Annotated in this window: 11 protein-coding genes and 2 pseudogenes; 8 read left to right on the plus strand and 5 right to left on the minus strand. The window is 64.8% G+C overall.

From position 1 onward, the window contains the following. Positions 1–2: 2 nt before the first annotated feature. Complete coding sequence (grpE, locus tag G6N54_RS15870) at positions 3–665, minus strand: nucleotide exchange factor GrpE (RefSeq protein ID WP_163790957.1); 663 nt, start codon at positions 663–665, stop codon at positions 3–5. Beyond that, complete coding sequence (gene dnaK, locus G6N54_RS15875) at positions 662–2524, minus strand: molecular chaperone DnaK (protein WP_163790958.1); 1863 nt, start codon at positions 2522–2524, stop codon at positions 662–664. Before dnaK ends, grpE begins: the two co-directional genes overlap by 4 nt. Before the next feature lie 366 nt (positions 2525–2890). Here dnaK and G6N54_RS31385 point away from each other — a divergent pair, with 366 nt between their 5' ends. Genes G6N54_RS31385 through G6N54_RS15895 form a run of 5 tightly spaced genes read left to right on the plus strand, consistent with a single transcriptional unit; the run spans position 2891 to position 9775 of the window. Continuing rightward, positions 2891–3103, plus strand: a complete 213-nt coding sequence (locus G6N54_RS31385; RefSeq protein ID WP_197939534.1) for a thiamine pyrophosphate-binding protein — start codon at positions 2891–2893, stop codon at positions 3101–3103. 14 nt (positions 3104–3117) lie between these two features. Then, on the plus strand, positions 3118–4545 hold the full coding sequence (locus G6N54_RS31390) for an alpha-keto acid decarboxylase family protein (protein WP_332107598.1): 1428 nt from the start codon (positions 3118–3120) through the stop codon (positions 4543–4545). 14 nt (positions 4546–4559) lie between these two features. Then, positions 4560–5825, plus strand: coding sequence for an alpha/beta hydrolase (locus G6N54_RS15885; RefSeq protein ID WP_163790959.1), 1266 nt, complete (start codon positions 4560–4562; stop codon positions 5823–5825). A 17-nt stretch (positions 5826–5842) separates the two neighbouring features. Beyond that, on the plus strand, positions 5843–7021 hold the full coding sequence (locus G6N54_RS15890) for a cupin domain-containing protein (protein WP_163790960.1): 1179 nt from the start codon (positions 5843–5845) through the stop codon (positions 7019–7021). Between the two features lie 3 nt (positions 7022–7024). Further along, complete coding sequence (locus G6N54_RS15895; protein WP_163790961.1) at positions 7025–9775, plus strand: helix-turn-helix transcriptional regulator; 2751 nt, start codon at positions 7025–7027, stop codon at positions 9773–9775. Positions 9776–9852: 77 nt separating this feature from the next. Here the strand turns inward: G6N54_RS15895 and G6N54_RS15900 are convergent, their stop codons facing one another. Next, positions 9853–10353, minus strand: coding sequence for a winged helix-turn-helix transcriptional regulator (locus G6N54_RS15900; RefSeq protein ID WP_163790962.1), 501 nt, complete (start codon positions 10351–10353; stop codon positions 9853–9855). A gap of 73 nt (positions 10354–10426) precedes the next feature. Here G6N54_RS15900 and G6N54_RS15905 point away from each other — a divergent pair, with 73 nt between their 5' ends. Beyond that, a complete protein-coding gene (locus G6N54_RS15905; protein ID WP_163790963.1) occupies positions 10427–10783 on the plus strand; it encodes a nuclear transport factor 2 family protein in 357 nt (118 codons plus the stop codon). Next, positions 10780–11646: a TIGR03620 family F420-dependent LLM class oxidoreductase gene (locus G6N54_RS15910; RefSeq protein WP_163790964.1), complete on the plus strand. Its 867-nt coding sequence runs from the start codon at positions 10780–10782 to the stop codon at positions 11644–11646. Before G6N54_RS15905 ends, G6N54_RS15910 begins: the two co-directional genes overlap by 4 nt. 173 nt (positions 11647–11819) lie before the next feature. On the opposite strand, the pseudogene G6N54_RS30600 reads toward G6N54_RS15910, so the two are convergent. Next, positions 11820–11999: pseudogene (locus tag G6N54_RS30600) on the minus strand (alpha/beta fold hydrolase); the annotation flags it as partial. 302 nt (positions 12000–12301) lie between these two features. Here G6N54_RS30600 and G6N54_RS15920 point away from each other — a divergent pair. Further along, positions 12302–13416: pseudogene (locus tag G6N54_RS15920) on the plus strand (sulfotransferase family protein); the annotation flags it as partial. A gap of 53 nt (positions 13417–13469) precedes the next feature. Here the strand turns inward: G6N54_RS15920 and G6N54_RS15925 are convergent. Further along, on the minus strand, positions 13470–14363 hold the full coding sequence (locus G6N54_RS15925; RefSeq protein ID WP_163790965.1) for a LysR family transcriptional regulator: 894 nt from the start codon (positions 14361–14363) through the stop codon (positions 13470–13472). Positions 14364–14468 lie beyond the last annotated feature (105 nt).

The following is a 14468-nucleotide window of genomic DNA, read 5'->3' on the forward strand; positions in this document are numbered from 1 at the left end:
CCTTATTCACCTGAGGTGTCGGCGTTATCGTTCGTGTCGGCCGGTTCGGTTTTAGCCGGCTCGGGCACGGCAGCCGCTTCGCTGTCGCCCGCGACCGTGTCGACGACACCAACCAGGGCGTGACGCAAAACGTTTTCGCCCAGTTTGTAGCCCTCGCGCATAACGGTGCCGATCACCGGTTTTGAGCCTTCGCCGCCATCACCCTCGTGCTGAACGGCTTCGTGCAACACCGGGTCGAAATCCTCGCCCTCGGCGCCGAACGCCACCAGACCCAGTCCGGTCAGCGCGCCCATCAGCTTGTCGGCCACCGACTTCAGCGGGCCCGATTCGAGGTCACCGTGCTTGCGCGCGCGGTCGAGATCGTCGATCACACCCAGCAATTGACTGACAACGGTGGCCTTGGCCCGATCCGCCGCGGCCTGCTGATCGCGCAGGGCACGCTTGCGATAGTTGGCGAAATCGGCCTGCACCCGCTGCAGATCGGCAAGCAGCTCGGCGGCCTTGCCTGCCTCCTCCGGCGTTTCGCCGGAGAACGACCCGGAGGCCGTCCCGCCCGGCGCCCCAGTTTGGGGGCCGGGAGGGACGTTTCGGACTTCTCCGGTCTCGGGATCAATCCGCCGCTTGTCGGTGACAGTTACCTGTTCCTGCGGATTGCCTTCGGTCACTTGGACTCCCGGTCGTCGTCGACCACCTCCGCGTCCACGACATCATCAGTGGAGCCGGATGAGCCGCCGGACTCGGTGCCGCCGGGCTGTCCGCCGGCCGCCTGAGTGGCTTCGTAGATCGCCTGACCCAGCGCCTGAGACTCCTGGCCCAGCTTCTCCATCGCCGTCTTGATCGCGGAGATGTCGGTGCCGCCCAGAGCCGACTTGGCCTCGGCGATCGCGCCGTCGACCTTGGTCAGCGTCTCCTCGGGAACCTGCGACCCGCCCTCGGCTTCGCGCTGCTCCTTGACGAACTTCTCCGTCTGGTAGACCAGCGACTCGGCCTGGTTGCGGACGTCGGCCTCTTCGCGACGCTTGCGGTCCTCCTCGGCGTGCGCCTCGGCGTCCTTGATCATCCGGTCGATCTCCTCCTTGGACAGGCCGGAGCCCTCCTGGATTTTGATCGTGTTCTCCTTGCCGGTGCCCTTGTCCTTGGCCGTGACGTGCACGATGCCGTTGGCGTCGATGTCGAAGGTGACCTCGATCTGCGGGACACCGCGCGGCGCCGGCGGGATACCGGTCAGCTCGAACGAGCCGAGCAGTTTGTTGTGCGAGGCGATTTCGCGCTCACCCTGGAAGACCTGAATCTGCACCGACGGCTGGTTGTCGTCGGCCGTGGTGAAGGTCTCCGACCGCTTGGTCGGGATCGTGGTGTTGCGCTCGATCAGCTTGGTCATCACGCCTCCCTTGGTCTCGATACCAAGGCTCAGCGGTGTGACATCAAGCAGCAGAACGTCTTTCACCTCACCCTTGAGGACACCCGCCTGTAGCGCGGCACCCACGGCCACGACCTCGTCGGGGTTGACACCCTTGTTGGGTTCTTTGCCGCCAGTGAGCTCCTTGACCAGGTCGGTCACCGCGGGCATCCGGGTGGAACCGCCCACCAGGACCACGTGGTCGATCTCGGACACCGAGATGCCGGCGTCTTTGATCACCGACTGGAACGGCTGACGCGTGCGGTCGAGCAGATCCTGTGTGATGCGCTGGAATTCGGCGCGGGTCAGCTGCTCGTCGAGGAACAACGGGTTCTTGTCCGCGTCGACGGTGATGTAAGGCAGGTTGATCGAGGTGCTCTGCGAACTCGAGAGCTCGATCTTGGCCTTCTCGGCGGCCTCACGCAGCCGCTGCATCGCCATCTTGTCCTTGGTCAGGTCAATTCCGCTGGTGCCCTTGAACTTGTCGACGAGCCACTCGACGACACGGTCATCCCAGTCGTCCCCACCGAGGTGGTTGTCACCACTGGTGGCGCGAACCTCGACCACGCCCTCGCCGATCTCGAGCAGCGAGACGTCGAAGGTGCCGCCGCCGAGGTCGAAGACCAGGATGGTCTGTTCCTTCTCGCCCTTGTCCAGGCCGTAGGCCAGTGCGGCCGCGGTCGGCTCGTTGACGATGCGCAGCACGTTGAGGCCGGCGATCTGGCCGGCTTCCTTGGTGGCCTGACGCTGGGCGTCGTTGAAGTACGCGGGCACGGTGACGACCGCGTCGGTGACGTCCTCGCCCAGATAGGCCTCGGCGTCGCGCTTCAGCTTCATCAGCACGCGGGCGCTGATCTCCTGAGCGGTGTATTTCTTGTCGTCGATCTCGATGGACCAGTCGGTGCCCATGTGCCGCTTGACCGAACGGATCGTGCGGTCGACGTTGGTGACCGCCTGGTTCTTGGCGGGCTGGCCGACGAGCACCTCACCGTTGCGCGCGAAGGCGACGATGGACGGGGTGGTGCGTGAGCCCTCGGAGTTGGCGACGACGACGGGGTCGCCGCCTTCCAAGACTGCGACGACGGAGTTGGTGGTCCCGAGGTCGATACCGACCGCACGAGCCATAGTGATTCCTCCTCATAGTGTAGAGCTTCTTTGGTGCCACTATACTGAGTGAACCCCGCTCAAGCCTGCCCCTCGGAGCGTCGGTCTGTCAACCTAGGCTTGAGTCTGGATCACTCAACTTGTCGATGATCCTAACGATCGATGCCACGACCTTGTTCCCGCGGGCCTAGAGAATTCTTTTCCGGACGTCACCAGCCTCTGCACCAGGCAGGACGTCGCCCAGGAAGCCCGCCTGCGGGTTGACCGATCGCCGCAGGTCGTAACCCTGCATTGGCCCCACGCTCGGGGTGTCAGGTTCCGGGGGGTTTCACGGGTTAGTGCGCGTCGTTGCGGTGGGAAACTCTCCCCCAGCGATGGGAGACAAAAATGAAACAGACACCAACGGTGATCGGCTACGTGCTGGCGCGGCTGCACCAGATCGGCGTCTCCGACATCTTCGGGGTCCCGGGCGATTACGCGTTCCCGGTCCACGACGCGATCGTCGCGCACCCCGATGTCAATTGGATCGGCTGCTGCAACGAGCTCAACGCCGGCTACGCCGCCGACGGATACGCGCGCATACGGGGGTCGGCGCGCTGACCACCACCTATGGGGTGGGCGAACTCGCGGCCATCGGCGCGGTGGCAGGTGCGTACGCCGAGCGACTGCCGGTGTTCCACCTGACCGGCATGCCGAACCGGAGCGCGCAGGCGGACCGCGCCCTCGTGCACCACACGCTCGGCAACGGCGAGTTCGGCTTGTTCAAGGGCATGGCTGACGCGGTCACCGCGGCCAGCGCGATCATCACGCCCGCCAACGCGGTGGCCGAGACCGAGCGTTTGATCGCCGCCGCGCTCTACGACCGCCGCCCGGTCTACCTGGCCTTCCCCTCGGATGTCGTCGACAAACCGGTCATGGCATCGTCTGACCCGCTGCCCCGCCCCGCCAGCGACCGGGGGGCACTGACAGCGGCGGCGGACGCCGTGGCGCAGGCCTTGAATACGGCCTCGACGGCGTGCGCGCTGCCTGGCCTGCTGAGCGACCGTCTTGGCGTCACCGCTGCGGTGATGCAGCTGATCGAGAGAGCCGAACTGCCGTTTGCGACCATGTTCGCGGACAAATCGGTCATCGACGAGGACCACCCCAACTACATCGGCATGTACGACGGCCGGTTGATGGACGAGGGCGTTCGAGCATTCGTCGAGTCCGCCGATGTGGTCATGCTGATCGGCACACTGCAGACCGATTTCAACACCGGCGCCTTCACCGCGAGGCTCGACCCGGCCCGCACCATCGACATCGGCCTGCACCACACCCGGGTGGGTGCGACGGTCTTCCAGGACGTCGAGATGGCCGACATCTTGATGGAAGTCATCGAGCGCCGCCTGCAAAAGCATGCACCCGCGAGCATCCCGCTTGGCGCACCGCCCAGCCTTGACTGCACCACCGACGCGGCGATCACCGCCGACCAGCTCTATCCGCGATGGATCGACTTCATCGCGCCCGACGACATAGTGATCGCGGAAACCGGCACGTGCTCAATGGGTTTGGCGTTTGGACGGCTTCCCCGCGGCGCACGGTTCTACAACCAGACCTTGTGGGGTGCCATCGGCTGGGCCACCCCGGCGGCCCTCGGCGCCGCGGTCGCCGAACCCGGCCGACGGTTGCTCCTGATCACCGGAGAAGGTTCTCACCAGTTGACGGCCCAGGAGATCTGCCAGTTCCACCGACTGGGCCTGAAGCCAATCATATTCGTACTCAACAACACCGGATATCTGATCGAGCGCCTGCTATGCAAGGACCCGGAGACCGCCTACAACGACGTAGCCCCTTGGAACTACGCTGAACTGCCGCACGCGCTCGGCTGCGAGGGCTGGTTCACCGCCCGGGTCACCACCCTGGGCGAACTCGACGCCGCCCTGCACACCGCCTCCCAAGTCGACAGCGCCGCGTATGTCGAAGTCGTCACCGCCGCATACGAATCGCCACCGCTGGCCCGCAAGCTGCACGACAGCGTCAAGACGCTGTACCACCTGCCCTGAAGGATCGGAGCCACATGACAACGCGTTCTAGAGGACAGGGCTGGTCGCTCGACATCGCCTTGGCGCAAGGCGGATTCGACGCCCTGCATCCCGGCGGTAAGGGCACCCTGGAGCTGCTGGGCCACGACCATACGGACTTTGACAAGGTGTTCGCACTCGTCCAAAGCGGTGCCATGCTGCCCAAGGCATGGGCGCAGATCGCCGGCCAAGCCGAGACTCGGGCTCGCCACCATGACGAGCATGGCTACCGAAGGACCGCGTCGGATCTGTATCTGCGGGCGGCGGTGATGTACGGCCGTGCTCAGTACTCCATCTTCGACAGCGCGAACGCCCGCAAAGCGCGGTTACGGGAGCGGTGCGACCACTGCGTCGACCGCCTGGCCGAGTTGCACGAAAACCGTTTGCGCCGAGTCGAACTCGCCTTCGACGGCAAGACATTGTTCGGGCTGCTGCATCTCCCCGCCAGGGATGTACGCGACGCGCCCGCGGTCATCCTCGGCCCCGGGATGGACATGATCAAAGAGGACTACATCCTGGCCGCCGAACGGTTCTACACCAGCCGCGGGGTGGTTGTGCTGTCGATCGAGGGGCCAGGCCAGGGCCAAACGCGGTCGCAGGGACTCACCGTCGGACTGGACAACTACGAACGCGCCATCGAGACCTACGCCGCCTACCTGGCTGGGCTACCGCAGGTCGACTCCGCACGGATCGGGATGCTCGGCATCAGCATGAGCGGTTACTGGGCACTGCGAGCGATCGCGTCCCCTGACACTCTGCTTCGGGCCGCCGCGACGTTCGAGGCGGTGTCCGCTGATTTCGAGACGATCTTCGAGGCCGCCCAGCCCAGCTTCAAAAACAACTACATGTACATGGCGGGGTACACCGACGAAGACGCATTCGATCGCGACCTCAAGGCGCGAATGCCGTTGGGCGACCTCGTCGCCCGCATCACCAGACCCGTGCTGCTGGGCATCGGCGAATTCGACGAACTGACACCGGTGGAAAACGCGCTCGCCACTTACGAACGCATCACCGCCCCCAAAGAGATGCGGGTGTACGAAGGACAGTTTCACCCGCTCGGTGGCGTGGCCGCCGAGGTGTTCGCGTTCGGCGCCGACTGGGTCCTGCGCGCCCTCGACGGCGACTTCGACCAACCCGGCCGCGACGAACGCCATTTCATGCGCTCCGACGGCGCGGCAGTCGAGGGCTGCGCCGATCCACCGTGGTGGCTCGGTGCGGCGCCGCCAATACTGCAGCACGCCAGGCCAGCAGTCCCCTAGAACCTCCGGAGGAACTTGTGACCACAACAGAGCCCGACAACGCCGCCCCGACAATTCGCGGCGAAGTGGGCGCCACCGTCCTCGGTCCCGACAACGTTCCGATCGGGGCGCAGAATCCCGGCTCCCCCGACACCGATGCCGGCAGCCTGCCCAACCTCAAATGGTCCTTCGCCGCATCACACAACCGCCTGTTGAACGGAGGCTGGGCGCGTGAGACGACGGTGCGCGAATTGCCGGTCGCCACCACCCTGGCCGGAGTCAACATGCGGTTGAAGGCGGGCGCCTACCGCGAATTGCATTGGCACCGCGAGGCCGAGTGGGCCTTCATGCTCGCCGGTAGCGCTCGGATAGCCGCGATCGATCCGCAGGGCCGCAACTTCATCGACGACATCGGCCGCGGCGATCTGTGGAATTTCCGCGCCGGCTTCCCACATTCGATCCAGGCACTGGAGGACTGTGAATTCCTCTTGGTGTTCGACGACGGGAATTTCTCCGAGAACGAAACCTTCCTCGTCACAGACTGGTTCGCGCACACGCCCAAGCACATCCTGGCCAAGAACTTCGGGGTCCCGCGCTCAGCGTTCGACGACATCCCGACGGCCGGCGACATCGACCACACCCGCTATATCTTTCCCGGTGAGGTGCCGGGCGCGCTGGTCGACGACATCGCGGCCGTGCAGTCCCCGCATGGCACCGCCGAGCCGATGAGCTACCGCTTGCTGGCCCAGGATCCCATCGAAGTGCCCGGTGGCAGCATCCGTATCGCCGACAGCAATAACTTTCCGGCGGCCTCGACGATCGCCGCCGCGTGGGTCGAGCTCGCACCGGGCGCGGTGCGCGAAATGCATTGGCACCCAGACAACGACGAGTGGCAATACTGGGTGTCCGGACATGCCCGCATGACGGTGTTCGGCTCGAGCGGAAAAGCCAGAACGTTCGACTACTACGCGGGCGACGTCGCTTACGTCCCCAGCGCGATGGGTCATTACTTCGAGAACGTCGGCGACGAGTCGGTACAGATGCTCGAACTGTTCCGCAGCGACCACTTCGCCGACGTATCGGCCAACCAATGGCTCGCGCTTACGCCACCCGAAGTCGTCGGCGCCACCCTCAATCTCGACCGATCCACGATCGACGCGTTGCGGAAGGACAAGCCGCTCATCATGCCCGGCGGCGGTGACGACGGTAACTTCTAGGGGGTGTCGAGCGGGCCGCTGATCGGTCGGCGCAGGGAGCAAGCGGCCGTTGCGAAGCTCGTCGCGAACGCGCGGGCGGGACATGGTGGCGCTCTTGTCGTGAGCGGTGAGGCCGGCATCGGCAAGACCGCCCTGCTTGACGACATCGTGGCCCGCTCCGGTGATATTCGCATCATCCGAATCAGCGGTGCCGAGTCCGAACTCGAACTCGCTTTCGGAAGCCTTCAACAGCTGTGCGCTCCGCTGCATCAATTCATGGAACGATTATCCGAACCACAGCACAATGCCTTACGAGTGGCGCTGGGAATTCGGGGAGGTGACCCGCCCGACGCACTACTGGTCGGGCTGGCACTGTTGGGCCTGCTCGGTGAGGCGGCTGGGGACCAGACGACCATGTGCATCATCGATGACGCACAGTGGCTGGATTCCGCGTCGTTGCACATGCTTACCATCGCCGCCCGCCGAATCGTGGCCGACCCGGTGGCCATGATCTTCGCCACCCGCGACACCAGTACGGTCCGCGAGCTCGCGGGGCTGCCCGAGCTGACGCTGCGCGGACTCGGTGCCGCCGATGCGCGCGCACTCTTGGCAGCCACCCTGCCCGGCCGGCTTGACGAGCAGGTGCTCGCGAACATCATTTCGGAGGCCACTGGAAATCCGTTGGCGCTACTGGAGATTCCGAAAGCGTTGAGTCAAAACGAATTGGCCGGGGGATACGGAATCGCTCAAGCAGCGCCCCCTGCCAGTGTGGTCGAGCGGAGCTTCTTGCGTCAGATTCGCGGGATCCCTGCGCCGACAAGAACACTGCTCGTGCTGGCCGCGTGTGAGCCGACAGGCAGATCCGACTGGCTCTGGGCAGCAGCGGCCAAACTCGGCGTTGCACCCGATGCCGTGACCCCGGCCCAGGCGGCGGAACTGGTAAATGACCACAACGGCATACGCTTTCGGCACCCGCTGATCCGGACGGCCATCTATCGCAGCGCATCATTGGCCGAACGCCGTCGGGCACACGGCGCGCTGGCAGAGGTCATCACCGAAGAGTCCTCGGCCGACCATCGAGCCTGGCATCACGCCCATGCCGCAGCCGGCCCTGACGCGGACGTCGCCGACGCGCTGGAGCTTTCAGCCGAACGGGCACGTGCTCGCGGGGGCATTGCGGCCTCGGCGGCGTTCATCGAACGCGCCGCGCATCTCTCGGTCGACGTCGACCTTAGGGCTCGGCGGGCATTGTCTGCTGCGCAGGCGAAACTCGAGGCGGGTTCGATAGAAGCCGCGGACCACCTGCTGGCCGTGGCAACCGACTCCAGCGACGACGAGAGCATCGGCGCCACAGCTGAATTGCTGCGCGCACGCCTAACCTTCGCGACGAGGCGCGGCAACGATGCTCCGCCATTGTTATTGGCCGCGGCGCAGCGGCTGTCCAAGACGAACGCGCCGCTGTCCCGCGAGACGTTTCTCGAGGCGTTGACGGCCGCCGCCCTCGTCGGGCGGTTCGCTTCCGACCCCCACAACACCGCGTCGCGCATCGCGCAAGTCGCGCACCGCGACGCTCCACCCGAACCACACTCACCCCATGCGATCGACGATCTGCTAAGCGGATTGATCCTCCGATTGCGCGACGGACACGCCGCGGCTGCACCACGCTTACGAAGTGCCGTGACGAAGTTCCTGCAAGAAGACGCTGCGGGCACGGCAGAGCCACGCTGGCACGAGATCGCCTACATGGTCTGCCTGGATCTCTTCGATCAGGACAGCTACAACCACTTGGTGAGCCGGCAAACGCGCGCACTGCGCGCCACCGGTGCGCTCTCCGTGATGCCGCCGGCCCTGGTCACCGAGGCCGGTATGTCCGTCACCGCTGGAAAGTTCGTTCGCGCCGAGATGCTGCTGGGCGAGGCTGCCACCATCGTCACTGCGACCACCGGCGGGGCAATGCCGGACACGCCCATCCACTGTTACCTCGCTGCCTACCGCGGACAAGAGGACCAATGCCGCGAGCACGTCGAGCACAAATTGCGCGAGGCTCAAGACGTCGGCCAAGGTTTTGAGTCAGCCACCGCCCTGTATGCCTTGGCCATCTTGCACATCGGGCTGGGTCAGTTTCAGGATGCCCTGACCGCCGCGTCCAGGGGGGTGGATTACGACGAGCTCGGCATCTGCGGTTACCTGTTGGCGGAACTGGTCGAGGCCGCGTCCCGGTGCGGGGACTCCACCGCCGCCCGCGAGGCGCTGGCACGGCTGACCGCCCGCACTGACGCGTCCCCGACCGGAACCGCAAAGGGCATCGGAGCGCGTTCTGCCGCTTTGGTATGCACGGACGACGACGCGGACGCGCTCTACCGTGAAGCCCTCGCCCAACTGCAACGCAGTCCGGCCGTCGTATACCTGGCCCGAACCCACCTCGTCTACGGCGAATGGCTGCGGCGGGTGAAGCGCCGCTCCGAGGCCCGCACACAATTGCGCACCGCCTACGACTTGTTCACGCACATGGGTGCAGACGGGTTCGCCCGCCGGGCCAGGCGTGAGCTCACCGCAACCGGTGAGAAGGTCATCACCCACACTCCTCGCGCCGCTACCGGGTTGACGACCCAAGAGACCCAGATCGCCGCACTGGTACGAGACGGTTATACGAACGCCGAGATCGCCGGCCAACTATTCCTCAGTCCGCGCACCGTCGAGTGGCACTTGGGCCATATCTTCACCAAACTCGGTGTCGCCTCGCGCAGAAGCCTCCGCGGACTCACACTCAGATGACTCCGTCACCACCCCCGGTGGTTTCCCGGGTTCGCATCGCATCCCCGAACGGTTGAGTGGTGTGCGTGAGTGCCCGATCAGGCCCGGACCGGAGTGGGTCGCCCAGCGTAGCGGTCCCGGAATGGCTTGCTCGCCGCCGGACCTGCGGTGAAAACGAAGTCGGGGCCGTCGACCCGTCGTCCCGAAATGCGATCGACCAGAACCGGTTCGGCCTCCACCCCGGTGTCCGCATCGACAAGCACCATGCTGCGTGCGCCCGGTTGCAGACGCGAGTTGCCCCAGGCGGCCAGCGCGACGATCACTGGGCGCAATGTGCGACCGAGTTCGGTCAAAACATATTCGTGCCGAACGGGTTTCGTCTGATAAGGACGACGCTCGAAGATCCCCGCCTCGACCAGTCGTTTCAACCGCCCCGCCAGCAGACTAGACGACACCCCCAGGTTCTCCTGGAACTCGTCGAAGCGGGTATTGCCGTCGAAGGCGTCGTGCAGGACCAGCAAGGTCCACCAGTCCCCGACCAACGCTAGCGTCGCCGACAGTGGGCACTCTCGGTCCTCGAGCCGGACCTTCTCAGTCATTCCGCCACCTTGACTTCTAAATCAGAAGTTACTAACTTCGGTTTCAGAAGTCAGTCTACCCGGGGAGAAGCAGATGAATGAAGAGTCGATGCCCCAAGCCCTTTCGGACTATCTGGCCGCGGCTGAGCGGCGCGACGTCGAGGCGGTGGTCGCGTGTTTCAGCGACGACGCCAGTGTCCTCGACGAGGGTAAACACCGAACCGGCCGGGCCGAGATACGGCGATGGCGCGAAGACGTGGACTCCGCCTTCGAATACACGTCAACGATCACCGGTTTCACGGCACTCGGCGAAACGGACGGTGTGCGGCGCTACGACGTGTTCCTGCACCTGGAGGGCAACTTCCCCGGCGGCGAGGTCGATCTGGTCAACAGCTTCGCCATTCGCGGCAACCGCATCGTGAACCTGCGCATCGTGCCGGCGGGATCATGATCGCGCCGCTACGCACGCGCCTCGGCGCGTACGGCGCCTGGTTGCACCCTGGCTACGGCGACGCCGCACGCACCGAATTCGCAACCGAAGCAGAACAATTGGGCTACCCGACCGTCTGGCTCGGCCTGGGCACCGCCTCGATCGAAGACCTCGCCCCGGTCGAACAGATCCTAAAATCGACCACTTCGATTATCGTCGCGACCGCGATCGTAAACATGTGGACCAATGATGCCGCCGCCATCGCGAAGGCCTACCGCAGGCTCAACTCAACCTATGGTGATCGGCTCCTGCTCGGCGTTGGCATCGGTCACCCCGAAGCAGTCTCCACCTACCGCACGCCGTACACCACGATGGTCGACTATCTCGATCGACTGGATGCCGGCGGAGTCCCCGCTGACGGCCGGATCCTGGCCGCGCTGGGCCCACGCGCCCTGCGGTTGGCCGCGGACCGCACACTCGGCACCCATCCCTATCTGGTAGTGCCCGAACACACCCGGGAAGCCCGCGCGATGCTCGGGCCCGAGGTCGTCGTCGCGCCCGAGCAGACCGTGGTGCTTGATCCCGATCCGCTGGCCGCCCGAAAGATCGCTCGCACCTTCGTATCCGACCCGTATTTGCGCCTGAGTAATTACACCAACAACCTACGCCGGTACGGTTACACCGACGCCGACCTCGAGGGCGAGGGCAGCGACCGACTCATCGACGCGCTGGTTCCGCACGGCAGCACGCGGGGCATCGCATCGAGCCTGCGCGATCACCTCGCGGCCGGCGCCGACCACATCGGAATCCAGATCCTGACCGCTGACGGAGCCAGCCCGATGCCCGGCTACCGGGCGCTGGCATCGACCCTGTTCGGCTCGTGAACCCGGCGCACCATGCGGTCAGGAATTGATGAATCCAGTACGCCGGCATTGACTACGCCAGCCTGCGTGGCGATCATGCTGTGCGGAAAACCCTTGTAGGCCTTCAAGGTTCCGTTCGTCCGCAACGCTGCGGACTTGGGGCCTGCGGCCACTTAAGGCACGATCTGGTCGTCTTCGCTGTCATAGCCGTCGCGGGTTTGGGTGGGCCCGCCGTGGCCACGCCGATCGTGCGCAACGACCCGGAAATCTTGCTGCAAGAAGAACAGCATCTGGTTGTCCCAGTCATCGGAGGACAACGGCCAGCCATGGCTGAACACGATTGGCCGCCCGGTACCCCAGTCCTTGAAGAACAGGGTGACGTCCGGCGATCAGGTGTGTGTCCGTCTGGTCCCGCCAAATGCCATTCGGTGACAATCCTCGGATCACACCAGCAGTTGATCGGTCAGCTACCTGGCAATACGGCCACCATCTCGAATTCGACATGTCATGGAAATGACGTTTCTGTTAATTAGGCATGCGTAGGACAACTAACCAGTAGCGTCACCGTTGTCTTGAACATGTATTCCAGTTGTCCTCGAGAAGGGCGAAGCGTCGTGACTGCTCGCGAGGTCGTCGTTGCGCGTCGCGCAACCCCACCGCGTTGCGCCCACCTGCGATGAAGGCCGCCGGCTCGACGTCGCGATTCGCGTGGTGGCACGAGTGGGCCGCGCCGCTGTGGATCGGTTGTAACTTCGCCGCCTGGACGCGCCTGCTGGCCCGCAACCGTTTCGACGTGCACTGGACCGCTGGCATTACGTGGTGCTCTACACGCTCCTGTCCGTCGTGAACTCTTTCCTGGGGATGTGGCAGAACGTCCTCTTCGGCAGGCGAGTCGCCAGCACGGCGATCGGCGATGCGCCGATCTTCATCATCGGGCACTGGCGCAGCGGCACCACGATGCTGCACAAAATGATGGTCCTCGACGACCGTCACACCGGTCCGACAACCTACGAATGCATTGCGCCAAACCACTTTCTGCTGACCCAGCGGTTTGCCCGGTTCGCGGAGTTTCTGACGTCGAAGCATCGCGCCATGGACAGCATGGAGATGAGCATGGCGCACCCGCAAGAAGACGAGTTCGCCTGGTGCATGCTGGGATTGCCCTCGCCGTACCTCACCATCGCGTTCCCGAACCGGCCGACCCAGGACGAGCAGTACCTGGACATGGACAAGCTGACTCCGCGAGAACTGGAAACGTGGAAACGGACCTTCTTTCGGTTCGTCCAGCAGGTGTACTTCCGCCGCCGCAAGGCGATCGTCCTGAAAAGTCCGACTCACAGCTTCCGGATCAAGGTGCTGCTGGAGATATTTCCGCAGGCGAAGTTCATCCACATCGTTCGGGATCCGTACGTCGTCTACCCGTCGACCGTCAACCTGTTCAAAGCGTTCTCGCTCGTCCACGGGCTGCAACGGCCGAAGTTCGAGGGACTGGATGAAAATGTCCTGTCCAACTACCTCGACCTGCATCGAAAGCTGGACGAAGGGCGCGAACTCGTTGACCCGTCAAGGTTTTACGAATTGCGCTACGAGGATTTGATCGGCGATCCCGAGGGCCAGCTGCGCAAGATGTACGAGCACCTGGACCTGGGCGACTTCGATCGGTACGTGCCTCGGCTACGGCGATACCTGGACGAGAAGGCGACCTACCGGACGAACCGCTACGAGATAACGACCGAACAGCGCGCGCTCATCACCGAGCGCTGGGCCGAAGTCATCGATCGCTACGGCTACGGGGCCGCGGCCGCGCTGCCCCAAACACGAGAACATCGCCCTCGCAAGTTAATTCAGCGCGCGGCGATCTCCTCGATCAATGCGAGCACCGCGCGGGTGGCCGCGCTGGTCGACCGGGCCGCGGATGTGGTGACGAACAATCGCCATTCCAGGTCGTAGTCGCTGACGCGCAGTGTGGCCAGGCCGAAGTCGTCGATCTCGTCGAGGATCGTCCAGCTCAGAAACCCGATCCCCAGGCCGTTGCGGATGTAGGTCGCGGCCGTACCCAGGTCGGCGACCTCCACCGCGACGGTCCGTTCGACGCCCGCGGCGGTGAACGCGTTGTCGATCACCGTCCGGGTCCCGTATCCCGGTGGGCTGTCGACGAAAGACATCCCTTCTAGCTCGGCCAGTGGGACTGAATCCTGTTGGGCCAGAGGATGATCAGCGGGTACGACCAGCAGCAGCGGAACGGCGGCAACCAGCCGGGCGTTCAGGTCGGCCGGCGGCGGCCCGGTGAAGACGAGAAAAGCGACGTCGAGATCGCCATCGCGGAGCTGGCGGGCGAGTCCGGCCGATCCGGCGCTGGCGGCGCGCAGGTGAACCGTCACTCCCGGATGCCGGGTGTGCAGTTCGGACAGCACCGCGGGCATGTCGATCACGCTGATCGACGTCAGGATTCCCACCGTGACAGTGCCGCGCACCGAGCCGCGGGTGGCGTTGACGGCATCTTTGGCCGCGCGGGCGGCGTCGAGGGTTTCGCAGGCACGGGGCCGCAGCTCCTCTCCCGCTGGAGTCAGCTCGACGCCCGCCGAGCCCCGCACGAATAGGTCCGCGCCGAGTTCACGCTCGAGGGCCTTGATCGTCGCTGACACGCCCGATTGGACGACATGCAACTTCTTTGCCGCCTCGGTGAAGCTACGGTTGTCCGCGACGGCGAGGAAGTACTCAAGATGGCGGAGCTCCACCCAGCCATTATCACCGCAAGTGCTAATACCCATCAGAACATGTCGTTGGCCCTGATGCTGCTGGCAAACGTAGCGTCGAGCTGGTCGAGCGTGCTGACCGCCCGT

It is taken from the genome of Mycobacterium stomatepiae (assembly GCF_010731715.1).
Lineage (GTDB): Bacteria > Actinomycetota > Actinomycetes > Mycobacteriales > Mycobacteriaceae > Mycobacterium > Mycobacterium stomatepiae.

Coding starts and splice junctions, on each gene's coding strand:
- G6N54_RS15905 (WP_163790963.1), top strand. CDS start 10,427: ATGAATGAAGAGTCGATGCCCCAAGCCCTTTCGGACTATCTGGCCGCG.
- G6N54_RS15885 (WP_163790959.1), top strand. CDS start 4,560: ATGACAACGCGTTCTAGAGGACAGGGCTGGTCGCTCGACATCGCCTTG.
- G6N54_RS31385 (WP_197939534.1), top strand. CDS start 2,891: ATGAAACAGACACCAACGGTGATCGGCTACGTGCTGGCGCGGCTGCAC.
- dnaK (WP_163790958.1), bottom strand. CDS start 2,524: ATGGCTCGTGCGGTCGGTATCGACCTCGGGACCACCAACTCCGTCGTC.
- G6N54_RS15910 (WP_163790964.1), top strand. CDS start 10,780: ATGATCGCGCCGCTACGCACGCGCCTCGGCGCGTACGGCGCCTGGTTG.
- G6N54_RS15900 (WP_163790962.1), bottom strand. CDS start 10,353: ATGACTGAGAAGGTCCGGCTCGAGGACCGAGAGTGCCCACTGTCGGCG.